A 26,524-nucleotide genomic window follows, 5' to 3' on the forward strand; every position below is an offset into this window, starting at 1 on the left:
GTGTACTGCATTGAGAGTGCATAAATGATCTTAGCGTTATCGGAATTTTTAAATGTCAAATGAAATCAGTAATTTAAGAAATATAGCAATTATTGCTCACGTCGACCATGGCAAAACCACGCTGGTTGATAAACTCCTGCAACAGTCTGGCACCTTTGGGGAGCGTGCTGCAACAACCGAACGTGTGATGGATTCCAATGATCTGGAAAAAGAACGTGGTATTACCATTCTGGCAAAGAATACGGCGATCAAATGGAATGACTATCGTATCAATATCGTAGATACCCCAGGCCACGCCGATTTCGGTGGCGAGGTTGAACGTGTCATGTCAATGGTAGACAGCGTGCTGTTGCTGGTTGATGCGATGGATGGCCCAATGCCACAGACTCGCTTTGTTACCCAGAAAGCGTTTGCTCACGGCCTGAAACCGATTGTGGTGATCAACAAAGTTGACCGTCCGGGTGCTCGCCCTGACTGGGTGGTGGATCAGGTATTTGACTTGTTTGTGAACCTCGGTGCAACCGATGAGCAACTGGATTTCCCAATCATTTATGCTTCTGCACTGATGGGTGTTGCGGGTAACGAGCATACCGAAATGGCTGAAGATATGACTCCGTTGTATCAGGCAATCGTTGATCACGTTGAGCCACCTAAGGTTGACCTTGATGGCCCATTCCAGATGCAAATTTCGCAGTTGGATTACAATAACTACGTTGGGGTTATCGGTATCGGTCGCATTAAGCGCGGTATGGTAAAACCAAACCAAAACATCACGATTATCGACAGCGAAGGTAAAACGCGCAACGGTAAAGTCGGCAAGGTCTTTAGCCATCTGGGATTGGAGCGTATTGAGTCTGATAAGGCGGAAGCCGGCGACATCATCGCAATTACCGGTCTGGGTGATCTGAACATCTCCGATACCCTGTGTGAAGTTAATACGGTCGAAGCATTGCCTGCACTGGCCGTTGATGAACCTACCGTCAGCATGTACTTCTGTGTCAACACTTCACCGTTCTGTGGCCGTGAAGGTAAGTACGTGACTTCTCGCCAGATCCTTGATCGTCTGAAAAAAGAACTGGTTCATAACGTTGCACTGCGTGTTGAGGAAACGGAAGATCCAGACGCTTTCCGTGTATCTGGCCGTGGTGAACTGCACTTGTCCGTTCTGATCGAGAACATGCGTCGTGAAGGTTTCGAGCTGGGCGTTTCCCGTCCAAAAGTGATTTTCCGTGACATTGATGGCCGTAAGCAGGAACCTTTCGAGCAGGTTACTCTGGATATCGAAGAGCAGCACCAAGGCGATGTGATGCAGGCACTGGGTGAGCGTAAAGGTGAAATGCGTGACATGCTGCCAGATGGCAAAGGCCGCGTTCGTCTTGATTACGTTATTCCAAGCCGTGGCCTGATTGGCTTCCGTACTGAATTCATGACCATGACTTCGGGTACTGGCTTGTTGTATGCCACATTCAGCCACTATGATGATATCCGCCCAGGTGAGATTGGTCGTCGCCTGAATGGGGTACTGATTGCCAATGGACAAGGTAAGGCAGTGGCTTACGCGCTGTATAGTTTGCAGGAGCGTGGTAAGTTGTTCCTGGGTCATGGTACGGAAGTGTATGAAGGCCAGATCATTGGTATTCACTCACGTTCAAATGACCTGACCGTTAACTGTCTGACCGGTAAGAAACTGACTAACATGCGTGCGTCAGGAACGGATGAAGCGACAACACTGACTCCACATATCAAGAAAACATTGGAGCAGGCGCTGGAGTTTATTGATGATGACGAGTTGGTTGAAGTGACGCCAGTGTCAATTCGCTTGCGTAAGCGTCATTTGACTGAAAACGATCGCCGCCGTGCAAATCGTAGCAAAGACGTTTAATTTTTGGGTCATGTGTTGTATTTGATGACCTGAAAATCAATTGCTTAGGGCGCTTCGGTGCCCTGAGTTCTTTTATGATATCCCCTTCCAGCCATTTGTGATCTATCCCTGCTGATCGGTCGGTAGCCAGTCAAGAGCTTCAACGACGATTTATAAGACACTTCATAAGAAGAACAATTTATTTGTTTTTTTATCCCGCCCTTCTTTTTTCTTAATAAAAGTATGATAAAAGTACTAAACAATGAGCGTCAGTCAGGAGGGATTATGCTGTATATTTTCGATCTGGGTAACGTGATTATTAATATTGATTTTAAAAGAGTATTGGCTGTCTGGAGTAATCTGAGCGGGACACCACTGGCAACATTGACCCCCAAATTTTCGCAGGGAGAAACTATTGAAAAGCACGAGCGTGGGCAAATTAGTGACTCTGAATTTGCAGAAATGATGTGTGATGAAATGGATATCTCACTCAGTTTTGAACAATTTGCGGAAGGCTGGAATACAATCTTTGTCGGTGTCAGGCAGGAGGTCATTGAGCTAATGAATAAATTGCGTGCCGAAGGGCATCGTGTAGTTGTGCTGTCAAATACCAACCGTCTGCATTTTGATTACTGGTCAGTGCATTATCCTGAAGTTGCTGCATCAACGGATTTCCTTTATTTATCCCAGGATTTAGGTATGCGTAAACCAAATCTGGATATTTTTAACTATGTGCTGGCCGCAGAAGGTGTGACAGCGGAACAAGCCATATTCTTTGATGATCTGTCAGAAAACGTCGAAGCAGCAAAAAAATCAGGCATCAATGCAATTCATGTGACTGACAAGAGTGTCATCCCCGATTATTTTAAGTCACATGATTTCTCGCTTCCCGCAAAAAATTAACATTGTTTGCTTATTGCAACGAAATAACAGGCAAGAGAAATGATCGCATTAATTCAGCGTGTAACACAGGCAAAGGTTGTTGTTGAAAGTGAGACGATTGGAGAAATTAGACAGGGGTTGTTGGTGTTGCTGGGGGTGGAAAAAGACGATACCCCACAGAAAGCACAACGTTTATGCGACAAGGTAATGGGATATCGGGTATTCAGCGATGAACAGGGAAAAATGAACCTTAACGTTCAGCAAGCGGGTGGTAGTTTACTGGTTGTATCGCAATTTACATTAGCTGCGGACACGCAGAAAGGCTTAAGACCCAGTTTTTCGGGTGGAGCTGAACCACAAAAAGCAAAGGAACTGTATCGCTATTTTATTGAACAGTGTCGTGTAACGGGTGTAAAAACAGAAACGGGGAAATTTGCGGCAGACATGCAAGTCAGTTTGATAAATGACGGGCCAGTGACTTTTTGGTTGCAAGTATGATGGATTTTTCTGTCGACACAGGGCAACACACAAAAGAAGGGGTTGTTTCTATGTACCATCTGAGAGTACCTCAAACAGAACAAGAGTTGGACACCTATTACCAATTTCGTTGGGAGATGCTGCGTAAACCGCTTCACCAGCCCGTCGGATCAGAGAAAGACGGTTACGATTCGATGGCTCATCACCAAATGGTGGTGGATGAACAGGGTAATCCGCTGGCTGTTGGGCGTTTATACATCAATGCAGACAATGAAGGCGCTATTCGTTTTCTGGCCGTTCATCCCAATGTACAACGAAAAGGTTTGGGGACACTGATTGCGATGGCATTGGAATCTGTAGCCAGACAGGAAGGTGTGAAACGAATTGTTTGCAGCGCACGGGAAAATGCGGTTGATTTCTTCGGTAAGTTGGGTTTTCAAAACAGGGGGTTGATCAATGGTGCTAAGGCATTGCCGATTAGCCATTTTCTCATGATCAAACCGATAATAAGCCTTGATGATATCTTGCACCGTCCTGATTGGTGTGCGGAGTTGCAGCAAGCATGGCATAAGCAAATCCCTTTGAGTGAAAAAATGGGGCTTAGGATCACCCAATATACCGGGCAACGCTTCGTTACGACGATGCCGGAAGCCGGAAACCAGAATCCCCACCATACTATTTTCGCGGGTAGCTTATTTTCTCAGGCCACCTTAACGGCATGGGGATTGATTTGGTTGTTGTTACAGGAGCGCCAGTTAGGGGGAGATATCGTTTTGGTGGATGCCAACATTCGTTATCGGCAACCGATTACAGGGCGCCCCTGTGCAACTGCGGATTTCAATAATATGAGCGGCGATCTTGCCCGTCTTGCCCGCGGCAATAAAGCCCGCGTAACGGTGGACGTGCAGGTTAGCGGTGAACATGGCATAGGTAGCGTGTTCACCGGAACTTATATCGTCCTGCCTCCCGAACGTCTCACTAAAGCTTGATTTTTGCGCAGGGTTGGCTTTCCGTAGAGTGGCCTGTTGTTGAGTTCCCAGTTTCAGGATTATCTACGGAGGCCGGGGCTGTCGGGGTACAGCGGCTCGTTGAGATCAAACCTTGCTCAATAGATTGTGACTCCTTGTCTGATGATTTATCTTCAGCAACCAATGTCCCGTTGATGGTTCCCTTCACATCGTCAGCGGAGAGATCCCCCGTGAAAGCGAGTGAAAAATTGCCTTCTCCCTGAATAGTAAGCGGTATCCAGCCCCATTGTGGCAAGATGTTCAAATCTGCATTCATCCCTTTGAAATTGAGGTTAAAAGGCGTATGAGCAGTTTGTTGTTCCGCTGAACCAGTCACTTGCAGCAGCCCTTCACGGGTAAAGCCATTCAGTTTATCAATGGTGACTTTGCCGTCTGTAGCGTGTAGTTGCAGATAAGGACGGGTTATTTCGACCTTGTTAAAGGTTCCCGCCGCCGCTTGTAGCGATGCCTGACCATTCCATAATCCCCACTTGCCATTTTTCAAGATATCCATGTTGTTAATATGGGCTGCAAGGGTGGTGAGCTGGAACGGGAAATTGGGATTGGTATCAATCAACAGCGTATTATTGAGAGTAATATCGTTGAGTTTCACGCCTGAAATCCATTCCGGCGCGGGCTGTTTGAAATAATCGAGCCATGTTGGTGGCAGAGCATAAAGCAGCCCGGTGACAGAACTCTCTTTGAGGGTAAGCAACCGGTTTTTGCGATCCCATTGAGACTGGATATTGAACAACCCTTTTTGATAGTGGGTTGTCAGGCTTGCGATGGTAAAGGTATCACCAGAAAAACGGAATTTTCCAAGCGTGTCGCTGAACTGTGCATTATTCAACGTTATGTTCATCGCATTAAAATCAATCAACCCATCTTCGGCGTTCCAGCTGCCGTTGACTAAGCCTAAATTTTTGATAGAACTGTCCAGATAATCAACAGACCAGTTTTGCCCTTGCAGTTTGGCATTGGTGATATTGAGATCTTTGACATACATCGCCGGCAGATGACTGATTTTTCCTTTCAAATCACTCAGTGTCATCGGGGTTTGCCAGCGAATATCACTGAGCAGGATATTGTTCCAGCGCCAACTGCCGTCCGGTAATTGCTGACCATCGCCAGAAATGGCGCCTCGCAAAAATGTTGCGCCAAAAGCGTCGATAGTCAGGGCTTTATTCTGGTAACTGCCTTGCACAACAGCATGTTCAACAGACATGTCATTAAAACGGATATTACTGGCACTGAATTGATATTTTCCATGACCAAATGGGTTGTCCCTGGCAGGAACCCAGGGTGTAATGCCGCCCGTGATATTCTCCCCCTGAATACGCGTATTGGGACTCTCTAGCTGAATATTCATCTGGTTCAGTTGCAGGATATCCGCTTGTAAAAGAGGAGGAAGTTGATTTCCAGACAGTATCAATGTCCCTTGTTGCAATGTCAGACGACGGAGATTTTGGGGGGACAGTAAATGCTGCCATTTGAAATCGAGATGAATGGTATCGGCATTGAGTGAGAAAGGACTTTGTGTATCGTGAAGGTCGATGTGGTTTAGTGATAGGGTAGCAGGCTGCTGCCAGCTATGGCTGATGCTTTCAATACTGACTTGATAATGTCCTTGCCTGCTGAACCATTGGCTTAACTGTTTGGCTCCCCAATGCGTCTGGGCAACAACATAGATAACTATGATTGCCAGAATTAGCATTAATAGAAGAGTGACAAAAAATTTCCCTAACCACCTCATATTTCACCTCAACAGTGTGACCTTCCAATAGAAGCCCTTTTATGCCGTAAAATAGAGCCGCACTCAATAGATGTTTTAGGCAAAAAAAGAAAACTCCCGCTGGTAAGGCGGGAGAGAAGCATTATACAAAAAACGGCTGACTATTTTTCTTGGGGAAAAATGAGGTTAAGCATAATGGCGGTTAACCCACCAGCGGCAATGCCTGAAGAGAGTAAGTTTTTCAACCAATCAGGGGCAAACTGTAAAATCAGCGGTTGTTGAGAAATACCTAACCCCACAGCCAGGGACAGTGCGATGATCATAATGGCACGACGATTCAGCGGCTCACGGGAAACGATTCTGACACCAGATGCAGCGATAGTGCCGAACATCACAATCGTTGCTCCGCCCAGAACAGGCTCAGGAATGTGTTGTACAAAACCCGCCACGGCGGGAAACAGCCCCAATAGGATCAGCATGGAAGCAATCATGTAACCGACATAGCGGCTGGCAACACCAGTGAGTTGGATCACGCCATTGTTCTGACCAAAACAGGAGTTTGGAAACGTATTAAACACGGCTGACACCATAGAATTAAGGCCATTTGCCAGCACACCGCCCTTGATACGTTTTATGTAAAGTGGGCCGCTGACAGGTTGCCCGGAGACATCTGAGGTGGCTGTGATATCACCAATTGTTTCCAGTGATGTCACCATAAAAATCAGAATCAGTGGGATCAACAGATTCCAGTCAAAAGACAAGCCATAATAGAGTGGCGAAGGAATTGTGATGATTGGTGCATCTTCGTGCGGTATTGAAGTGGGTAACCTATCCATATACCAGGCCAGCAGATACCCCACTGCCATGGCGATGACCAGAGAAGCAACACGCAAGTAAGGGTTATTTTGGCGATTCAGCAATACGATAACCGCAAGAACAACTCCCGCCAGCAGCAAGTTTTCAGATGCGCCAAATGTGCCATCTTGAATCGCAGAATAACCACCACCAATCGAAGTTAATCCCACCTGAATTAGTGATAACCCAATGATCATCACCACAATACCGGAAACCAGAGGGGTAATAATCCGTCTTGCCAAATGTAACACTCGTGAGAGCAGCACTTCCGTCATTGAAGCGAGCATCAGTGTACCGAACAAGGCTGCCATCATCGTTGGAATATCTGCACCGCCCTTTTTCAATGCCAGGCCACCCATAATAAGTGGGGCAACGAAATTAAAGCTGGTGCCTTGGATTGAAAGCAACCCTGAGCCAATGGGTCCCCAAGAGCGAATTTGAATCAGTGATGCTAAACCTGAAGCAAACAGGGACATACTGATAATGCGTTGGGTATCCTGTTCTGGAAGCCCCAGAGCCTGGCAAATCAACATCGCTGGCGTAATAACAGCCACAAACATGGCCAGTAAATGTTGGCATGCAGCAAATAAGGCATGTGGAAGCGGTGGCTTATCTTCCAGACGATAGATCAGTTCGTTGTTTGATTTATTGGATACTTCTGATGAATTGGATTCACGGGGTAAATTGACCATGTTGTGAAATTCCAGATAGACAAAAAGCGCATTTTAATGATTCTTATCATTAAAGCAATCGTTTGCGTTAAGTTTTCATCATGAATTGTGGTTCAATCCCGTCACATTTTTAAATGTTTTAACTTGTGTTTATGCGTAATTTTATTTCTAATCCAACCCTTACCTGCTCTTGGCGTTTTTATAGGATGATTATAACGTCACATTAAGTTCACATAATATTAACAATGGATGAGGTACATCAATGTATCATCTGGATATTTATGGCACGCTCGTTGCTGCCACACTGGTTTTGCTACTAGGAAGAAAACTCGTACAATCAGTCCCATTTCTTGAGAAATATACGATCCCGGAGCCAGTCGCAGGTGGATTATTGGTTGCATTAGTTCTGCTGGCAGTTAAACAATCCATAGGCTGGGAAGTCAGTTTTGATTTATCTCTCCAAGAGCCTCTCATGTTGATGTTCTTTGCCACAATCGGCTTGAACGCTAACCTTGCCAGCCTGAAAGCCGGCGGAAAATCGTTGGTCATTTTTGTCTGCGTGGTTGTTGGCCTGTTATTTGTACAGAACACCGTGGGCATCGCATTGGCGAAAATGCTTGGCCTTGATCCATTAATGGGATTGCTGGCAGGCTCCATTACACTATCTGGTGGGCATGGAACAGGTGGCGCTTGGGGTAAAGTATTCACTGAGCGCTATGGCTTTGAAAATGCCACGGAAGTGGCAATGGCATGTGCAACATTCGGCCTGGTTTTAGGTGGACTGATAGGAGGTCCGGTTGCCCGCCTGTTGGTGAAAAATACCAAAACGCCAGGGCTGGGGGCTGAGGATACCGAGCTGCCGACGGCATTTGAGAAACCTTATACGGGTCGGCTTATTACACCATTAGTGATGGTGGAAACGATTGCTATGATTTCCATTTGCCTATTGGCAGGTAAGTTTATTGAGAAACTGCTACAAGGCACGGCCTTTGAATTGCCGACATTCGTCTGTGTCCTGTTTGTTGGTGTTATTCTTAGTAACGGTCTGTCTCTGCTTGGTTTTTATCGGGTATTTGATCGAGCGGTTTCGGTCTTAGGTAATGTCAGTTTATCGCTGTTCCTGGCTATGGCATTGATGAGTCTTAAACTGTGGCAATTGGCTTCCCTTGCGTTGCCAATGTTGATCATTCTTGCCGTACAAACAGTGGTTATGGCTTTGTATGCTGTTTTCGTCACTTACCGCATAATGGGTAAGAATTTCGATGCCGCCGTATTATCAGCCGGCCACTGTGGTTTTGGCTTAGGTGCAACACCAACAGCTATCGCGAATATGCAAGCGATCACCGACCGTTTTGGACCATCGCATGTGGCATTCTTACTCGTACCTATGGTGGGGGCATTCTTTATTGATATCGTTAATGCTGCCGTCATCAAATTGTATCTGCTATTACCGGTATTCCCATCTGTAGCAGGTTAAATTAGTACACTTTTGTCTCGCCTGATATCCTGGCGAATATGCCGCTGAAATACTCAGCGGCTGGCACTTAAGCATGACTATATTGGGAACTATCCGGCAACCAGCGTTCAATCAACGCTTTGGCGTGTTCAGGATAGTATTGGTGGATATAGCGGGCGATACGCTGAACTTCGGGTAGCATACTTTGGTCGCGCAATAAATCCGCGATCCTGAATTCTGCATTACCTGTTTGGCGTGTACCCAGCAGTTCACCTGGCCCACGGATCGCCAAGTCTTTCTGGGCAATCACAAAACCATCATTACTGTCGCGTAAAACTTGCAGGCGAATTTTGGCTGTATGGGTCAGTGGCGTTTTATAGAGCAGGACACAGTGAGAAGCGATGGCGCCACGCCCGACGCGCCCTCGAAGCTGGTGCAACTGCGCCAATCCCAGCCGTTCGGGATTATCGATGATCATCAGGCTGGCATTGGGCACATCCACCCCGACTTCAATGACCGTAGTGGCAACCAGCAATTGTATTTCACCTTGCTTGAATGCCGCCATAACGGATTGTTTTTCTGCCGGTTTCATCCGCCCATGCACTAAGCCAATTTTCAATTCAGGCAACGCCAGTGTCAGCTCTTCGCTGGTTGCCTGTGCGGCTTGTGCTTCCAGTACCTCCGAATCTTCGATCAGAGTACATACCCAGTAAGCCTGACGCCCTTCATCCAGACAGGCGCTTTTGATACGTTGGATAATGTCGTTCCGGCGAGTATCTGGGATGGCAACCGTTGTGACGGGCGTTCGGCCTGGTGGCAATTCATCAATGACGGAGGTATCCAGATCGGCGTAGGCGGTCATTGCCAATGTGCGTGGAATAGGGGTCGCTGTCATGATCAACTGATGGGGATGGAAACCTTGTTCGCGTCCTTTTTCCCATAATGCCAGACGTTGATGAACACCGAATCGATGTTGCTCATCAATAATCACCAGTGCCAATCCGGCAAATTTTACCTGCTCCTGAAACATGGCATGAGTACCGACAATCATGCTCACGTGACCGCTTGCTATCGCCTCTTGCTGTGCCTGACGCGCCTTACCTTTCTGCTTGCCAGCCAGCCAACCGACCTGAATACCGAGCGGCTCAAGCCATTGGCGGAAGGTATTGGCATGTTGCTCTGCTAAAAGTTCAGTTGGTGCCATCAGGGCCACCTGCTTGTCGTGAACAATGGCTCGAACGGCTGCCAGCGCTGCCACCAATGTTTTTCCCGAACCGACATCCCCTTGTATCAGGCGCATCATGGGGACATTTTTTGCCAAATCATGTTCTATTTCTGCCACAACACGGGCTTGTGCGCCTGTGGGGGAGAATGGCAACTGGCTCAGGAGCTTCTGCTTTAGCGAATCATCTGCCGTCAGAGGGTATGCATGAAAGCGCTGGGTTCCAGCCCTGACGGCTAACATACTTAAATGATGCGCCAGCAACTCTTCCAGAATTAACCTTCGCTGGGCTGGGTGCCGGCCATTCTCTAAATCGGCCAACGAAGCCTCCGGCGGAGGGTGATGCAATGTACGCAATGCATCGGGCAAGCTAATGATCTTCCGGCTGAATTCTTCCGGCAGTAATTCATTGATGGAGCAGGTGGACAATATTTCCAATGCCTGATCGATTAACTTGCGCAGCGTTGTCTGACGCACTCCCTCAGTCGTGGGATAGATGGGGGTTAACGTCTCTTGCAGTTGGACGCAGTTGGCGTGTTGCTGGACTTTATATTCAGGGTGGATAATCTCTGACCCTTGATTCCCTTGGCGAATTTCGCCATAAGCGACAACGTGCTTTCCTGCGGCCAGATTATTTTTCATGGCGGCAGTAAAATTGAAGAAACGCAGGGTCAATATGCCAGTGCCATCACTGATTTGGCAGGTCATGATGCGCCGACGTCCAAAAGCCACATTTGTACGTAATATTTCACCGGTTACCGTAGCATAAATTCCGGGCAGTAACTCATTAATGGCATACAGGCGGGTTTGATCCTCATAGCGGAGTGGCAAGTGCAAAAGCAAATCCTGTAGATTGACCAACCCTAACTTAGCGAGCTTAGTGACCTGATTGGCTCCAACACCACGTAACGTGGTTAAGGGGATAGCATCAAGTAATTGGCCTTTCATACGATTTCTCCGTCAGTGTGGTTTATTTCCTTGTTGATGGTGCAGTTGTTTTTTGCATAGCTGACCACCATGATTCACTTGCGATGATTTGCACTTGTTTATCTATCAAAGGTTGTTCCAGGCCCGTACGGTGAGAAACGGTGACCAACACGGGATACCCTCCTTCAAACAGTAACCTTTGCTGCTTCTCTTCCGGCAGAATACTTTTCTCCCGCCGGTACATGCCTGCCAATTAGCGTTGCCGTTGTGCTTCATACAGAACAAGGCAGACGCAACAGCGACATTCAATATGGGGTTTGTGAATTTCTTCTAAACAGATTGTCAGGTCAGGTTGACGCATTGCCATCATCTGGTAAATGCGTGCGTAACGTTTAGGATTCATAACCTCTAGTTTCGGTTACGGCTGACTCGCATCACGTCTGGCATGATACGTATCTTACGCATGATATTCGCCAGCTGGATACGGTCTTTGGTCGTCAGTCTGATGAAAGCACAATAGACACGGCCATCTTTTTCCTCTGTATTCATACTTTGAATACTGGAGTTGACATCGTTAATGGCCGCAGTCAGATTTGCCAGTGCCCCCTGATGGTTAAACATATCGACTTTAATTTCAGCAATAAAATCGCTATTGATATCTTTATCCCACTCAACCGGCATGAATTTTTCCGGCTCTTTCTGATATCCACGGATATTGCGACAGGATTCGTGGTGGATGACTAAACCTTTTCCGGGGCTGATATGGGCAATAATCGGGTCGCCTGGAATGGGGCGACAACATTTGGCAAAAGTAATCAGAATACCATCAGCGCCCTTGATAGGCAGCTTACGGGAAGGGTTGCCGTTGTTGTGGGGTATTTTCTCGGGTGAACCCAATAATAAGTTGCGGGCGACAACCACGCTCATGGCATTACCCAGACCGATTTCCGCCAACAAATCATCCAAAGTAGCGAGCTTCATTCTTACCAGTTCTTTGTTGATATTTTCTTGCGGAATATCGGTAATTTTTGTGCCGTTACCGAGCGCATGATTGAGCAGGCGGCGCCCCAAACTAATGGAATCATCCCGTTTCAGGTTTTTCAGTAACTGACGAATTTTGGCGCGTGCTTTGGAACTCACGACAAAGTTCAGCCATGCAGCATTAGGGCGGGCACCGGGCGCAGTAATAATTTCGACCGTTTGCCCACTACTAAGCGTTTGTGAAAGAGGATAAGGCAGACGATCAACGCGGGCACCAACACAGGCGTGGCCGATATCGGTATGGACGGCATAGGCAAAATCGACAGGGGTCGCGCTAGCCGGTAACTCAACAATTCGTCCTTCAGGGGTAAAAACGTAAATCTCATCAGGGAACAAATCGGATTTAACGCTTTCAATAAATTCAAAAGAGCTGCCGGCACTTTGCTGGAGTTCCAGCAAGCTTTGCATCCAACGTTGGGCACGAACCTGCGCAGTTGTACCAGATTCCCCTTGCTCTTTATAGGCCCAATGCGCGGCAACCCCCATTTCCGCCATTTGATCCATATCTTCGGTGCGGATCTGAACTTCGACGGGGACGCCATGCGGGCCTATCAGGGAGGTATGGAGGGATTGGTAACCGTTGGCTTTTGGGATGGCAATATAATCTTTCACTCTACCCGGGCGTGGCTTGTACAAACTGTGCATTTGCCCCAGTACGCGGTAGCAGGTATCAAGATTATTGACGATGACACGAAAGGCGTAAATATCCATAATGGAATGGAAACGCTGCTCTTTCAGACGCATCTTACGATAGATCGAATAGAGATGTTTTTCGCGGCCACTGACGGTGCATTTGATACCGGCATCCGTTAACCTGCCTTCAATCTCCGACAGAATTTTCTGGATCATCTCTTTGCGATTACCGCGAGCGGCTTTCACAACTTCTTTGATTACGCGATAACGGTTCGGATACAGGGCCTCAAACCCCAGTTCCTCCAGCTCGGTTTTTAGGTGATGAATACCCAGACGATGAGCCAGCGGACTATAAATTTCCAGCGTTTCCCTGGCAATGCGCCGCCGTTTATCGGGGCGCAGGGAACCAAGGGTTCGCATATTGTGCGTACGGTCTGCCAGTTTGATCAAAATGACGCGGATATCCTGCACCATCGCCATGATCATTTTGCGGAAGTTTTCAGCCTGTGCTTCCTTTTTATCGCGGAAGTTGAGCTTATCCAGCTTGGATACACCTTCCACCAATCCGGCAACAGCCGTGCCAAATAACTGTTCTATATCCTGAAATGTTGCAGGGGTATCTTCAATGACATCGTGCAAAAGCGCCGCCATAAGTGTTTCATGGTCAAGGCGCATTTCAGCCAAAATACAGGAAACGGCGACGGGGTGAGTGATGTATGGCTCACCGCTGGAGCGGGTTTGCCCTTCGTGGGCATCCCGCGCAACCACATAGGCCTGTTTAAGCAGATCAATTTGATCTTCAGGCAAATATTTTAGAACCAGCTGATTCAGGCTTTCAAACAGGTACAAGGCAGACCTACCGTAAAATTAACGACGACCTTCAGCGATGGCAGAAACGGCTTTGATTTCTGCGGCTTCTTGCTCTTGCCGTTCCTGACGTTCACGAACATCAAGAATTTTGTTGTTGATAAGGCCTTGCTCGATTTCACGCAGGGCAATAACAGTCATCTTATCGTTTTCTTCTGGAACGAGGGGATCTTTGCCACCTACTTGCAATTGGCGTGCTCGGCGAGCAGCGACCAACACCAGGTCAAAACGGTTACCAATTTTTTCTACTGCGTCTTGAACAGTTACGCGTGCCATATGTGTGCTACTCCACAGATAAATAAATGACTGGGCATCATACTGAAACTTGGTTCAGTCTGCCAATAATTTGCTGATTAAGGCATCATGCCGCTGGGTCTGACGATCTAATCGTAGACGCTCTGAACGAATAATAGATTGTAAATCGGCCAGTGCCGTATTGAAATCGTCATTGATGATGACGTAATCATATTCGTTGTAGTGTTCCATTTCCGCGACAGCCTGAGCCATGCGTTTGGCAATGATTTCTTCGCTGTCCTGACCGCGCCCACGCAGGCGGCGGAGCAACTCTTCCTTAGAAGGTGGAAGAATGAAAATGCTGCGAGCTATTGGCATTTTCTGGCGGATTTGCTGTGCACCTTGCCAGTCAATATCAAGAAAAACATCAACGCCACTGGCGAGTGTATCTTCGATGACTTTTCGGGATGTGCCGTAATAGTTACCAAAAACACAGGCATATTCCAAAAATTCATCATGGTTGATCATATTTTGAAATTCATCCACCGTGACGAAAAAATAGTGTTCACCATGATTTTCGCCCGGGCGAGCGTGCCGTGTTGTATGCGAGACAGAAACCTGAGTGTCATACAAGGGCTGGGTTTTTAATAAAGCCTGAATAAGGCTTGATTTGCCTGCTCCACTCGGCGCAGAAACAATATATAACGTTCCTTGGTTCATGATGATTTCTTGACTGATTGGGTATAAATAAATGCAAGCGCAGGAATATAAGATCCCACATAGTATACACGGATACGTTAATCCATGCAGCGCTACAATACATGCCAACAGGTATTTCACCAAAATATTTTCTTAACAAACGGGCATTAATGAGATTTTTTGCGAAACATTTTCAGCAAAAATAGTCGGTTGCAGAAATTGCACATTTACTTTTCGAAACGCTTCGCAAAATTCTTTTTTGCCACTTGGTAAAAATTCTCCTGCTTTTTATTCTCTGCCCATGTCTTGGGAATCAATTTTCAGGAAGCCGTTTTAAGGAAAACAAGGAGCAAGGATGCTTAATTTTCTCATCAGTTTTTTAATAACAGTATGGATATTGCTATCTGGTATGCCAATGGCATTTGCAAACAAGGTTCAGTGTCCTGACTGGGCACCAGAAAAATATCAGCATGAAATTAATCAACTGACACAGCAGGTGGCTAAATGGGATTATCTTTATCGCCAGCAGGGAATGAGTGAAATAGATGATGAAATTTACGATCAATTATTGGAAACCTTGAGAATTTGGCAAAGTTGTTTAAATCACGGATCAGACAGCGCTTTACTTGATGTTAGCCCTGTAGCCGACACTTCTGTGATCCCTGGGCTTTCATCTGAGATACAGTCAGGGAAACAGCTTCATCCTGTCCAGCACACAGGCTTGCATAAGTTGAAAGGAATACAGGAAATTAGCCAGTGGTTACAGGGCCGCACAGGGGTGTGGCTGCAACCTAAAATCGATGGTGTTGCGGTTACTTTGGTGTATGACAACGGTCAATTAGTGCAGTTAATCAGCCGGGGTAATGGTATTGAAGGAATAGACTGGATGGATAAAAGCGCGTTTATTCCCAGTATTCCTCAGCGGATTAAAAATGCCCCTGAACATTTGGTATTACAAGGTGAGCTTTTCTGGCAGCAGGAACAGCATCGGCAGTTTGTTGAGGGGAGCCAGGGGGCGCGCAGTAAAGTTGCGGGCTTAATGATACGTAAAACTCCGGCACCGGAACTGAAACAAGTTGGTATTTTTATTTGGGGCTGGCCGGATGGACCAAATGAGATGGCGGTGAAGCTGGAAAAATTGGCAGAAATGGGTTTCCCCATCACACAGCAACATAGCCACCCCATTGCCACAGCACAAGATGCCGAAAAAAGATGGAAAGATTATTTTGTCCGGTCCCTCCCTTTTGCTACGGATGGTGTTGTGTTACGCCAAGAGGTTGAACCGACAGGCCGACAATGGCGAGCCGCATCAAATAGTTGGGCGGTTGCATGGAAATATCCACTGCGGCAGCAAATGACAACCGTGAAAGATGTTAATTTCACAATAGGCCGGACAGGGAGAATAACCGTTGTATTGGCGCTGGAAAAAGTAAAGGTGGATGATCGACAGGTGAGTCGAGTCAACATCGGTTCGATCAAACGTTGGAAGCAGTGGAATGTCTATCCTGGCGATAAAATTACGGTGGCACTGGCGGGGCATGGTATACCTAAACTCGATAAAGTGGTGTGGCGTATGACGGAACGCCCTGGCATTCAACCACCTAATGAGCAGGATTATCATTTTCTGAGCTGTCTGACATTCGATCATCAAAATGAAATGAATAATGATCATTATTGCCAGCCACAGTTTATCGCTCGCCTGACATGGCTTGGGGAAAAATTGAAAATGAAAGGCATTGGACAAGGAACGTGGTCAGCGCTGGTAAAACATGGTCTGGTGGCAAATTTAACGGATTGGCTGGATCTGGATAAGGAAAAGCTTGAGGCAGTGACCAATATTGGAACTAAACGGGCAGAATTGATCTTTTCCCAATTTCAACAGGCAAAGTTACAGCCACTTTCGCTATGGTATGAAGCCATTGGTCTGCCTTATGCCAGGCACTTTACGGATAAACAAGCAGATAAACTGGGATGGCAGTGGGAAACGATATTATCCGGTGCAAAAGCGAAAAACGCATTAACAGTAAAACAAAGAGAAAAAATCCTGGCCTTTTTACAGCATCCTGAGATTAAGGGGGTAATTCATATTTTGTCTTTACGGGACATTGAGAATAAACAAGAGATATTAAGTGAATAGGGGCAAAAGGCTGCCCCTGAGGTTCGTTATGGTATCAGTGGTCTGTGCCATCGTAATTGAAGATAGGTAAACCAAGGCGATAACGAATAGCAATTAATCGTGCAGCGAGTCCCGCAACAAGCGTAATCAAGATGACGCTGTTCGGGGGTAATGGCGTATGCAGTAAGGCAATATAGAGCCAGGCTGCGGCAAAAGAGACACCGGCATAAATCTCTTTTTGGAATACCAAAGGGATGGTATTACAAAACATATCGCGCAATACGCCACCAAAAACGCCAGTGATGACGGCGGCAATAGCGGCAATAATCGGGCTGTAGTGCATATCTAACGCGATTTGGGCACCGATGATGGAGAAGACGATTAAGCCAATGGCATCAAGAATGAGAAACAGTCGGCGTAGATGTTTCATCATGGGGGCAACCCAGATAGTGAGCACAGCAGCGCAGGCAACGGTCACGATATACTCTGGATTTTTTACCCAGCCGAGGGGATAGTGCCCCAAAATAATATCACGAACAGTGCCACCACCGATGGCTGTCACGGAAGCAATAATGATAACGCCGAATACATCCATTTTTCGACGACCTGCGGCTAGGGCACCTGTCATGGCTTCAGCCGTAATACCGATGATATAAAGGACACTGAGTAACATAAATTTAATTACATGAAATATAACGTAGAAGTAAAGGGTACTGTTGAAATAATAACGTTTCGACTGAAATTTTTTAGCCGAATTTGAATGAAATTAGTTTTTATTATCCGAAACCTCGCAAAGTAAGGCAGTAAAATGGTTTTTAAGGAACGTCAGATTACATTCTATAGCCGTAGCCATCAGATAACGAATATAAATGCTTGGACGCCAGACAGCCAATGGTTAGTATACGATGTTCGTCCCGATGGTGCTTCTTTTACCGGTTTAACGATAGAAAAAATTCATGTTAATCATGGGCAAACTGAAATTATCTATCAGGCAAAGGAGGGCGCTCATGTCGGCGTGGTGACTGTCAGTCCGAAAGAGCCTGTTCGTTATGCCTTTATTCATGGCCCGGAGAAACCCGATGCACAGTGGCAATATGATTTTCATCATCGTCGTGGTGTCATTGTTTCCGATATACAGCCAAATGTGGCAATTAACATTGATGCTATGGATATTACTTCACCTTATACCGCTGGCGCTTTGCGCGGAGGAACACATGTCCACGTTTTCAGCCCCGATGGCAGTCGTCTAAGTTTTACCTACAATGATCATGTGATGCACGAGTTAGATCCTGCGCTTGATTTACGTAATGTGGCGGTGGCGGTTCCTTTGCGAGCTGTAATGCCAGCCAAAAAACATTCGAGAGAATATGGTGGCCGCTATTTCTCGGTTGTGGTTAGTGAGACTACGGCTTGCCCACGTCCCGGCAGTGATGACATCAATCGGGCGTATGAAGAAGGATGGATTGGACAGCAAGGATATCGCAAAGGTAATGGTCAATGGCAGCGTTGGGCACTGTCTTTTATTGGGGATACATACGCCACCAATGGCGAAAAAATACCGGAAATTTATCTCGTTGATCTGCCGGAACACAACGATGAATATGCCATTGCGGGCGATCAACCTTTAGCGGGTACAGAAACAACATTACCGGCACCGCCTGCGGGAGTGAAACAGAAACGCCTGACTTTTACGCACAATAATCGCTGGCCGGGAGTGGTGACGGTTCCACGTCATTGGCTAAGAACATCGCCGGATGGCTATAAAATCTGTTTTCTGATGAAAGATGAAAAAGGGATTGTCCAGCTATGGTATATCTCACCAAATGGTGGTGAACCCATGCAGATTACTTACAGTAAAAACAGCATACAATCTGCATTTAGCTGGGATAGCCGTGGGCGGTTTATTGCCTGTGTTTGTGATAATAGTGTTGTTCTCTGTGATAGCCAGACTGGAAAAATGCAGCGTTTAACAGAGCACACTGATGATGCACCTTCCGCTGATGCGATAGTGATATCACCGGATGATCGCTATGTCGCTTTTATGCGTGATATTGACGGTTACCGACAAATATTTGTGGTGGAAACTGGGATTATCTGAAAACAAATAGAGCAAAATGGGCATTGCCGATGAAGGGTGATGCCCGATAATACGCTGATATCGCCCATAGTTTTTATTCTAAGTATCGTGTTCTACAGTTTCGGGTGTAGGCAGTATGACGATTGGATTTTTATCGAGCTGCTCTATACGATGTTTGGGGGATTGTTCTGCGCTATCTTGATCGGAACGCGCATAATCGTAGGGAAGCAGAAGCGTGTCTAAGAAGGCAGAAAACGGCAGATCTATCGCAAGCAAGGGTTTCATAAGCCATCCCGTTTTGTCATCTTGCAACATGCCAATATTGGCTTTTGCTCCAGAATAATAACCTTGATAGGGACCGCTGTGGGTCATGATGCTGGAACAGCCAGTAAGTAGTAACCATCCTAATGTGGTACATAGTAATAGAGGTACTTTACAATTTTTCATCGTTTCCATGATCTCAATGAGTTAATTTGCCAATGTCCAGATACTTTATTCGCTATTAACGCCACTTTTCCAAAGCATGACGGGTATTTTAAAGCCATTTACCCTTTAAAGCTATTTACCCTTTAATACTATTTACTATAGTCAGGTAATATTCAGTTTGCTATAGCGTTTATCGCCAAAAAGCACACAATATGTGGTTTAAAACACATAACTTACTGTTAATTAGTGCCAATATTAATGGGTGGAAGCCGTCACAAAGCTTTTGGGTAACTCACAGCAAAAACTCCAGCAAGTACAAATGTTGCCTGTATTTATAGGAATAGGATTAGGGGTTTTATTAGGTTCGATTCCTCTATTTATTCCTGGTTTTCCCGCTGCGTTACGCTTGGGATTGGCGGGAGGGCCTTTAGTTATTGCGTTAATTTTGGGACGGATTGGCACGATCGGTAAACTTTATTGGTTTATGCCTCCTAGTGCGAACCTTGCATTACGCGAATTGGGGATTGTTATGTTTCTGGCGGTGGTAGGGCTGAAATCTGGCGGTAATTTTATTAATACACTGGTGCATGGCGAAGGGCTGGCATGGATTGGTTATGGTGCATTGATAACAATAGTCCCCCTGTTAGTTGTAAGCCTACTGGCACGTGTTGTTATAAAAATGAATTATCTCAGCTTATGTGGGGTGTTGGCTGGTGCCATGACCGATCCTCCCGCTCTGGCTTTTGCGAATGGAATTCATAGTACCAGCGGGGCTGCGGCGTTGTCATATGCGACAGTTTATCCATTGGCAATGTTTTTAAGGATTATGTCTCCCCAAATTTTGGCCGTTATTTTCTGGGCCTTATGATTTAGTGCATTAAGTATATTGTTTGATTCATTAAATGTGCTTTAGATCACAGAATACGGACCAATTATCTTAATTTGGCTTAAATTTGAGATAGTAGAGGCAATTTAAAGTAAAAAATCCCTGCTTATTCAATTCATTAGAATAATATTTTTTTGGTTAAATATACGCAGTTCAGGGAAGGTATAAAAACAAGGAGTGTTTTCCTTTCCTATTGTGTGTGAAGAATTCTTTTGGGATTCTAATAACTACTGTCCTGTTCGCAGGTAAAAGTCCTCGTTATCATCTTGCTCCCTCCCTAAAATGAGGGAGCTTTTTTTTATTTTATTGCTAAGGGCAGATTGCGATGCAAGATTCAGCGTCCTGCTGCTTGATGTGCTATTTCAATCTCTTCAGACAGAATACGAATACCTTCTTCGATCTTATCAATATCAGGAACATAGTTCATTCGCATACATTGATGGGCATGTGACCAATCGTGTTCCAGTCCCGGAAAGAAGAAATGTCCCGGCACCATCAGCACCTTGCGTTTCTTCAGCCGTTGATAAAGCTCTTCTGTCGTGATGGGTAAGTCTTTGAACCAGAGCCAGAGAAATATGGCCCCTTCCGGTTTATGGATAAGGCAGCGATCTTCCGAGATGTGGCGACGAATGATGGTAATCACGTTATCTACCCGTTGTTTGTAAAACGGTTGAATAACATTTTGTGACAGGCGGAACAGATCGTTACGTTTAATCATTTCCAGAGCGATGGCCGGCCCTATCCCTCCAGGGGATAAGCTGATAATGCCATTCATATTACTGATAGCATTGATGATTTTTTCATTGGCGATAATGATACCGCAGCGGGAGCCGGGTAGTCCGAGTTTGGACAGACTCATGCACAAAATAACATTGTGATTCCACAGCGGCGTAGCTTCATTGAAGATAATACCGGGGAAGGGGACACCGTAGGCATTGTCTATCAATAAGGGGATCTGATGCTGTTGAGCCAGACTATCCAGGCGCAGTAATTCTTCATCGGTGATCACATTACCGGTTGGATTAGTGGGACGAGAGACGCAAATCAGGTTAATGTCTTCGGTAATATTCAGGTGATCGAAATCAACGTGATATTTGAATTGACCGTTGGGTAGCAATTCAATATTCGGTTTATTAGCAACAAATAACCCTTCATCCAAACCTGAATCGGAATAGCCAATATATTCTGGAGCAAGAGGAAATAAAACGCGCTTCATTGAACCATCTTCAGCGCGACCGGCCAATAAGTTAAACAGATAGAAAAAGGCACTTTGGCTGCCATTGGTCAGGGCAATATTTTGTGGGTGGATATCCCAGCCGAGCTTTTCTCTTAGCTCCTGAGCCAATGCTGCTATCAAGGTGTTTTTCCCTTGTGGCCCGTCATAGTTACATAGTGTTTCGCTTAATTGACCGTCTAACGCCATGTCAGTCAATATCTGCTGGAAATAGGCATCCATTGCTGGGATATGTGCAGGATTGCCGCCGCCTAACATAATTGCGCCAGGTGTTCTCAGGCCCTGATTGAGATCCTCCATCAGACGGGTAATTCCTGAATCTTGTGTAAATTTGTTTCCGAATTGCGAAAATTTCATAGTGGCGTTTGCGTCTGTTTTTTTGTATGAGAAGAAAACACCATACCCTGCTCACTATCAGGGCGCAATGGGGTAAAACGGATATTCTGCGGTTCTGTATCGTTTGGTTTGTCTTTTTTTTGAATTTTAAAACTGGATAATTGCGTTTAATCCAGTTTTATATTTTAAGGTGATATTTTTGTTTATTTTTATGCACTAATTTTAATTTTTCACCACAGCCACTTATTTCCGACATAAACAATTTATGAGGTGATCATTGACTAAACCAGCTGCCTGCATAAAAGCGTAGCAGGTGGTGCTACCAACAAATTTAAATCCCCGTTTTTTCAACTCCTTTGCAAGTGCATCGGAATTGGCTGTTTTGGCAGGAACTTCTGATAAATTTTGCCAGTGATTCATTTGTGGAGAGTGATCAACGAAACGCCAGATAAAAGCGCTGAAGTCTTCACCTTGTTCAGCCATTTTCAGATAAGCGCGGGCATTGTGAATAATGGCATTGATTTTGCCACGATTACGCACGATAGCCGGTTCTTCCATCAGTCTCTCAACGTCTGTTTCATCCATTTTGGCTATTTTGACCGGATCAAACTGATGAAAACATTTTCGATAGCCTTCCCGTTTTTTCAGGATGGTAAACCATGATAAACCGGCTTGTTGTCCTTCCAGACAAAGCAGTTCGAAAAGTTGTTGGCTATCTCTTAAAGGGATTCCCCATTCGTTGTCGTGATAGGCCAGATAATCAGGGGCGGATGTGACCCAACCACAGCGCGTTATTTCCTTGTCCATGAATTGAACTTACCTCAAATAGTGGTTGATAATGACCCTAATCTTAGCTGTATAAATATACAAGTAAAGCGACCTGAATAAGATTTTTTATACTGCGATAAAATTGAGGATGATCAGTGCTGTATATCTTACGTCCAAAGGGTATACTGACCGCTTTCGTTTAAATTCATATGCATCGCGTGCGGGGTCAACATGCAAAAGTTTGATACCAAAACCTTTCAGGGACTTATCCTGACATTACAGGATTACTGGGCGCGTCAAGGCTGTACCATTGTCCAACCACTGGATATGGAAGTCGGCGCAGGAACCTCTCATCCTATTACCTGTCTGCGTGCTTTGGGACCAGAGCCTATTGCAGCAGCTTATGTGCAACCTTCTCGTCGTCCAACTGACGGTCGTTATGGCGAAAACCCAAACCGCCTCCAGCACTACTATCAATTTCAGGTTATCATCAAGCCATCTCCAGAGAACATTCAGGAACTCTATCTGGGTTCCTTGAAAGCGTTAGGACTTGATCCGACTGTTCACGATATCCGCTTTGTTGAAGATAACTGGGAAAACCCAACTCTGGGCGCATGGGGGCTGGGTTGGGAAGTCTGGTTGAACGGTATGGAAGTCACTCAGTTCACCTACTTTCAGCAAGTTGGTGGCCTTGAATGTAAGCCAGTAACGGGCGAAATTACTTACGGATTGGAACGTCTTGCGATGTATATTCAAGGCGTGGACAGCGTTTACGATCTGGTATGGAGCGATGGCCCGTTGGGTAAAACCACCTATGGCGATATTTACCACCAGAATGAGGTTGAACAGTCGACTTACAACTTCGAGCACGCGGATGTGGATTTTCTGTTTACCTGCTTTGAGCAATACGAAAAAGAGGCACAGGAATTACTGGCGCTAGAAACGCCGCTGCCATTGCCGGCGTATGAGCGCATTTTAAAAGCGGGCCATACCTTCAATTTGCTGGATGCCCGCAAAGCGATTTCCGTGACTGAACGTCAGCGCTATATCCTGCGCATCCGTACCCTGACCAAAGCGGTTGCTGAAGCTTATTATGCCTCCCGCGAGGCGCTTGGCTTCCCTATGTGTAACAAGAAATAAGAGGCCATCATGATTCAACAGACTTTCCTTGTGGAAATCGGCACAGAAGAGCTGCCACCAAAGGCGCTGCGTTCATTGGCTGAATCTTTTGCGGCCAATTTTGAAGCCGAACTGGATAACGCCAATCTGGGTCATGGTGAAGTTAGCTGGTTTGCGGCTCCTCGCCGTTTGGCACTGAAAGTCGCCAATTTGGCGGCAGCACAGGCTGATCGTGAAGTTGAAAAGCGTGGCCCTGCGATTGCTCAGGCGTTCGATGCAGAAGGTCAACCAACCAAAGCCGCAGAAGGTTGGGCGCGTGGTTGCGGTATCACCGTTGATCAGGCTGAACGCATGGTAACGGACAAAGGGGAATGGCTGCTTTATCGTGCTCAAGTTAAAGGCCGCGAAGCAAAAGCGTTGCTGGCGGATATGGTGAGCAGTTCTCTGAGTAAGTTGCCGATCCCTAAGCTGATGCGTTGGGGCGATAAACAGACCCAGTTTGTTCGTCCGGTACATACGGTCACTATGCTGCTGGGCGGCGCAGTGGTTGAAGGCGAAATTCTGGGTGTTCAATCGGATCGCATTATTCGTGGTCACCGCTTTATGGGTGAAGCGGAATTTACCATTGAGAACGCGCAGCAGTATCCGGCTATTTTGCAGGAACGTGGCCGGGTTATCGCGGATTATGAAGTTCGTAAGGCGATAATCAAGCGTGATGCCGAACAGGCCGCAATACAGCTGGGTGGTGTAGCGGATCTGAGCGACAGTTTATTGGAAGAAGTGGCTTCGCTGGTGGAATGGCCGGTTGTACTGACGGCGAAATTCGAAGAAAAATTCCTGCAAGTTCCTGCTGAGGCGCTGGTTTATACCATGAAAGGTGACCAGAAATATTTTCCGGTTTACGACAAGGCCGGCAAATTGATGGCGAGCTTTATTTTTGTCACCAATATTGAATCTTCTGATCCTCAGCAAATTATTTCCGGTAACGAAAAAGTGGTTCGCCCACGTCTGGCGGATGCGGAATTCTTCTTCAAGACTGACCGTAAGCAACGTTTAGAAGACAACCTGCCGCGTTTGGAAACCGTACTGTTCCAGAAACAATTGGGCACTTTGCGTGACAAAACGGATCGCATTCAGGCTCTGGCTGGCTGGATTGCGGAAAAAATCGGTGCAGATGTCAATCATGCGACGCGTGCTGGGTTATTGTCCAAATGTGACCTGATGACCAACATGGTGTTCGAATTCACCGATACGCAGGGCGTAATGGGAATGCACTATGCACGTCATGATGGCGAGGCGGAAGATGTGGCACTGGCACTGAATGAGCAGTATCAGCCACGTTTCTCTGGTGATGCACTGCCATCAACAGGCGTCTCCTGTGCCGTTGCCATTGCCGATAAGATGGATACCTTGGCTGGGATCTTCGGGATTGGCCAGCATCCGAAAGGGGATAAAGACCCGTTTGCTTTGCGCCGTGCGGCACTGGGTGTTCTGCGCATTATCGTTGAGAAAAAATTACCTCTCGACCTCCAGACCTTGGCAGAAGAAGCGGTACGTCTGTATGGCGACAAGCTGACCAACGAAAAAGCGGTGGATGAGGTAGTTGAGTTTATGCTCGGTCGCTTCCGCGCCTGGTATCAAGAGCTGGGGTATAGCGTTGATATTATTCAGGCGGTATTGGCGCGTCGTCCGACTCAACCGGCAGATTTTGATGCCCGAATGAAAGCGGTTACGCATTTCCGTACTCTGGATGCCGCCGTTTCGCTGGCGGCAGCCAACAAACGCGTTTCCAATATTCTGGCGAAATCAGCAGAACCGTTGAATGATACTGTCCTTGCTTCCGTGTTAAAAGCGGCAGAAGAGATCCAACTGGCGACACACCTTGTGGTATTGAAGGAAAAACTGGCTCCTCTGTTTGCCGAAGGCAACTATCAGGATGCGTTGGCTGAATTAGCTTCCCTGCGTGAAGTGGTGGATGCGTTCTTCGATAATGTGATGGTGATGGATGAAGACAGCCAGGTCAGGGTCAATCGCTTGACGCTATTAAGTGAATTGCGTGACCTGTTCTTGCGTGTCGCCGATATTTCCCTGCTCCAGTCATAGGCTATATCGGTCATATTGGATGGTTTATGGTCAACTAACCACTTATCTTTAAAAAGATATTGACGGTTTGTGGCTCTGGCAGTAAGATGCGGCTCGTTTTCGGCGAGTAGCGCAGCTTGGTAGCGCAACTGGTTTGGGACCAGTGGGTCGGAGGTTCGAATCCTCTCTCGCCGACCAGCATTCAGAAACCCTGCTCTTATGAGCGGGGTTTTTTCTTATATGCTCGATAAACTTCAAGTTGTAATCTGCAAGACAACGCAAGACCTTATATTTCTCAGCGCAGCGGGGAAATATAACACGCCTCTTGAAGTTGGAATCGATAGGGGCTTTTTAGTTAGGGAAGAAAATTCATAATCACCTAGCTCTAGCTTCAAAAATGAAACATTTAAATAATTACCAAAGCTGACAATGAGTTAACTATGCAATCACATTGACTTTTTTTTGCTCTTAATGTGATTATTATCATTGGCACAATAACTAAATGCAAAAAATGCAATTATAGATGGAATGATTATCGTAAAAAATAACCAAATCATTTTGATGCCCCTTAAGTAAAATGTTTAAAAATTGTATGTTACGCATTCCAAAAGATCAAAGATTATTTTCTCAGCAATCCGTAATAGGTGAACATCTCTCTGCCTTACTTTAACTATTTATATTTAAATCAATTCTCCTGATCGGATCAGATTTCATCTCATATATCCCCACCTTTTTATAAGCCACATTGCCTATTATTTAAGCATTTGGTCGCAAATTCAAAATTATCATCACCAGAGATTAATTCTTTACATTCGCTTAATTTTTGGTTTATTTGTCTATTCCATGTGCTTTCCGTCATGTTTTTTAACCATGATTGTTAATAATTCTTTTCTTTTGTGTTTTTCTTGTGTTTCTA

The 26,524-nt window shown here is 46.0% G+C and carries 19 protein-coding genes, 1 tRNA gene and 3 pseudogenes; 11 read left to right on the forward strand and 12 right to left on the reverse strand.

What is annotated here, in order from left to right; all coding sequences use genetic code 11:
• The first annotated feature begins 52 nt into the window (after nt 1-52).
• The 4 genes from typA (at nt 53) to fabY (ending at nt 4,209) form a co-directional block, all read left to right on the forward strand.
• Entirely contained in the window at nt 53-1,882 is a 1,830-nt protein-coding gene (typA, locus tag PXH59_RS15775) for a ribosome-dependent GTPase TypA (protein WP_047766430.1), read from the forward strand.
• A gap of 264 nt (nt 1,883-2,146) precedes the next feature.
• Entirely contained in the window at nt 2,147-2,764 is a 618-nt protein-coding gene (gene yihX / locus PXH59_RS15780; RefSeq protein ID WP_285809094.1) for a glucose-1-phosphatase, read from the forward strand.
• Nucleotides 2,765-2,803: 39 nt separating this feature from the next.
• Nucleotides 2,804-3,241 (forward strand): D-aminoacyl-tRNA deacylase, encoded by a 438-nt coding sequence (dtd, locus tag PXH59_RS15785; RefSeq protein WP_285809095.1) that lies wholly within the window; start codon nt 2,804-2,806, stop codon nt 3,239-3,241.
• Between the two features lie 50 nt (nt 3,242-3,291).
• The gene (gene fabY, locus PXH59_RS15790) at nt 3,292-4,209 is read left to right on the forward strand and encodes a fatty acid biosynthesis protein FabY (protein WP_285811804.1); all 918 of its coding nucleotides are present in this window, start codon (nt 3,292-3,294) and stop codon (nt 4,207-4,209) included.
• Here fabY and PXH59_RS15795 read toward each other — a convergent pair.
• Nucleotides 4,199-5,980, reverse strand: coding sequence for an AsmA family protein (locus tag PXH59_RS15795; protein ID WP_285809097.1), 1,782 nt, complete (start codon nt 5,978-5,980; stop codon nt 4,199-4,201). The genes fabY and PXH59_RS15795 overlap by 11 nt on opposite strands.
• Nucleotides 5,981-6,120: 140 nt before the next feature.
• A complete protein-coding gene (locus PXH59_RS15800; RefSeq protein ID WP_285809098.1) occupies nt 6,121-7,506 on the reverse strand; it encodes a nucleobase:cation symporter-2 family protein in 1,386 nt (461 codons plus the stop codon).
• Between the two features lie 241 nt (nt 7,507-7,747).
• On the opposite strand from PXH59_RS15800, the gene gltS reads away from it, so the two are divergent.
• The gene (gene gltS / locus PXH59_RS15805) at nt 7,748-8,962 is read left to right on the forward strand and encodes a sodium/glutamate symporter (protein WP_047766435.1); all 1,215 of its coding nucleotides are present in this window, start codon (nt 7,748-7,750) and stop codon (nt 8,960-8,962) included.
• A 67-nt stretch (nt 8,963-9,029) separates the two neighbouring features.
• Here gltS and recG read toward each other — a convergent pair whose 3' ends face one another.
• The 6 genes and pseudogenes from recG to gmk form a co-directional block, all read right to left on the reverse strand.
• Nucleotides 9,030-11,111, reverse strand: coding sequence for an ATP-dependent DNA helicase RecG (gene recG / locus PXH59_RS15810; protein WP_285809099.1), 2,082 nt, complete (start codon nt 11,109-11,111; stop codon nt 9,030-9,032).
• A gap of 22 nt (nt 11,112-11,133) precedes the next feature.
• Nucleotides 11,134-11,376, reverse strand: a pseudogene (locus tag PXH59_RS15815) (tRNA (guanosine(18)-2'-O)-methyltransferase TrmH); the annotation flags it as partial.
• Between the two features lie 30 nt (nt 11,377-11,406).
• Nucleotides 11,407-11,493, reverse strand: a pseudogene (locus PXH59_RS20280) (tRNA (guanosine(18)-2'-O)-methyltransferase TrmH); the annotation flags it as partial.
• A gap of 5 nt (nt 11,494-11,498) precedes the next feature.
• Nucleotides 11,499-13,613 carry a bifunctional GTP diphosphokinase/guanosine-3',5'-bis pyrophosphate 3'-pyrophosphohydrolase gene (gene spoT, locus PXH59_RS15820; protein WP_285809100.1) on the reverse strand — a complete coding sequence of 705 codons (2,115 nt, stop codon included), beginning with the start codon at nt 13,611-13,613 and terminating at the stop codon, nt 11,499-11,501.
• A gap of 18 nt (nt 13,614-13,631) precedes the next feature.
• Entirely contained in the window at nt 13,632-13,907 is a 276-nt protein-coding gene (gene rpoZ / locus PXH59_RS15825) for a DNA-directed RNA polymerase subunit omega (RefSeq protein WP_047766439.1), read from the reverse strand.
• A 54-nt stretch (nt 13,908-13,961) separates the two neighbouring features.
• Nucleotides 13,962-14,585, reverse strand: a complete 624-nt coding sequence (gene gmk / locus PXH59_RS15830; RefSeq protein ID WP_047766440.1) for a guanylate kinase — start codon at nt 14,583-14,585, stop codon at nt 13,962-13,964.
• A 334-nt stretch (nt 14,586-14,919) separates the two neighbouring features.
• Here gmk and ligB point away from each other — a divergent pair, with 334 nt between their 5' ends.
• The gene (ligB, locus tag PXH59_RS15835; protein WP_285809101.1) at nt 14,920-16,701 is read left to right on the forward strand and encodes an NAD-dependent DNA ligase LigB; all 1,782 of its coding nucleotides are present in this window, start codon (nt 14,920-14,922) and stop codon (nt 16,699-16,701) included.
• Between the two features lie 34 nt (nt 16,702-16,735).
• Here the strand turns inward: ligB and PXH59_RS15840 are convergent, their stop codons facing one another.
• Nucleotides 16,736-17,353, reverse strand: a complete 618-nt coding sequence (locus tag PXH59_RS15840; protein ID WP_045973134.1) for a trimeric intracellular cation channel family protein — start codon at nt 17,351-17,353, stop codon at nt 16,736-16,738.
• A 135-nt stretch (nt 17,354-17,488) separates the two neighbouring features.
• Between PXH59_RS15840 and PXH59_RS15845 the strand changes: the two genes are divergently transcribed.
• Nucleotides 17,489-18,778: a YidR family protein gene (locus tag PXH59_RS15845; RefSeq protein ID WP_285809102.1), complete on the forward strand. Its 1,290-nt coding sequence runs from the start codon at nt 17,489-17,491 to the stop codon at nt 18,776-18,778.
• A 78-nt stretch (nt 18,779-18,856) separates the two neighbouring features.
• On the opposite strand, the gene PXH59_RS15850 is transcribed toward PXH59_RS15845, so the two are convergent.
• The gene (locus PXH59_RS15850; RefSeq protein ID WP_285811805.1) at nt 18,857-19,204 is read right to left on the reverse strand and encodes a YceK/YidQ family lipoprotein; all 348 of its coding nucleotides are present in this window, start codon (nt 19,202-19,204) and stop codon (nt 18,857-18,859) included.
• Nucleotides 19,205-19,445: 241 nt separating this feature from the next.
• Here PXH59_RS15850 and PXH59_RS15855 point away from each other — a divergent pair.
• A pseudogene (locus PXH59_RS15855) lies at nt 19,446-20,051 on the forward strand (aspartate-alanine antiporter-like transporter); the annotation flags it as partial.
• Between the two features lie 352 nt (nt 20,052-20,403).
• Here the strand turns inward: PXH59_RS15855 and PXH59_RS15860 are convergent.
• Both PXH59_RS15860 and PXH59_RS15865 read right to left on the reverse strand, forming a co-directional pair.
• The gene (locus tag PXH59_RS15860) at nt 20,404-21,660 is read right to left on the reverse strand and encodes a valine--pyruvate transaminase (RefSeq protein ID WP_285809103.1); all 1,257 of its coding nucleotides are present in this window, start codon (nt 21,658-21,660) and stop codon (nt 20,404-20,406) included.
• Between the two features lie 222 nt (nt 21,661-21,882).
• A complete protein-coding gene (locus PXH59_RS15865; protein WP_047770518.1) occupies nt 21,883-22,446 on the reverse strand; it encodes a DNA-3-methyladenine glycosylase I in 564 nt (187 codons plus the stop codon).
• Nucleotides 22,447-22,638: 192 nt separating this feature from the next.
• On the opposite strand from PXH59_RS15865, the gene glyQ reads away from it, so the two are divergent.
• The 3 genes from glyQ to PXH59_RS15880 all read left to right on the forward strand — a co-directional run bounded on the left by glyQ (nt 22,639) and on the right by PXH59_RS15880 (nt 25,806).
• Nucleotides 22,639-23,547, forward strand: coding sequence for a glycine--tRNA ligase subunit alpha (gene glyQ / locus PXH59_RS15870; RefSeq protein WP_047770520.1), 909 nt, complete (start codon nt 22,639-22,641; stop codon nt 23,545-23,547).
• Between the two features lie 9 nt (nt 23,548-23,556).
• Nucleotides 23,557-25,629, forward strand: coding sequence for a glycine--tRNA ligase subunit beta (gene glyS / locus PXH59_RS15875; RefSeq protein ID WP_285809104.1), 2,073 nt, complete (start codon nt 23,557-23,559; stop codon nt 25,627-25,629).
• Between the two features lie 100 nt (nt 25,630-25,729).
• Nucleotides 25,730-25,806 (forward strand) — tRNA-Pro (locus tag PXH59_RS15880).
• Nucleotides 25,807-26,524: the final 718 nt, after the last annotated feature.

Origin of the sequence: Xenorhabdus bakwenae (genome assembly GCF_030272115.1) — a bacterium.
Lineage (GTDB): Bacteria > Pseudomonadota > Gammaproteobacteria > Enterobacterales > Enterobacteriaceae > Xenorhabdus > Xenorhabdus bakwenae.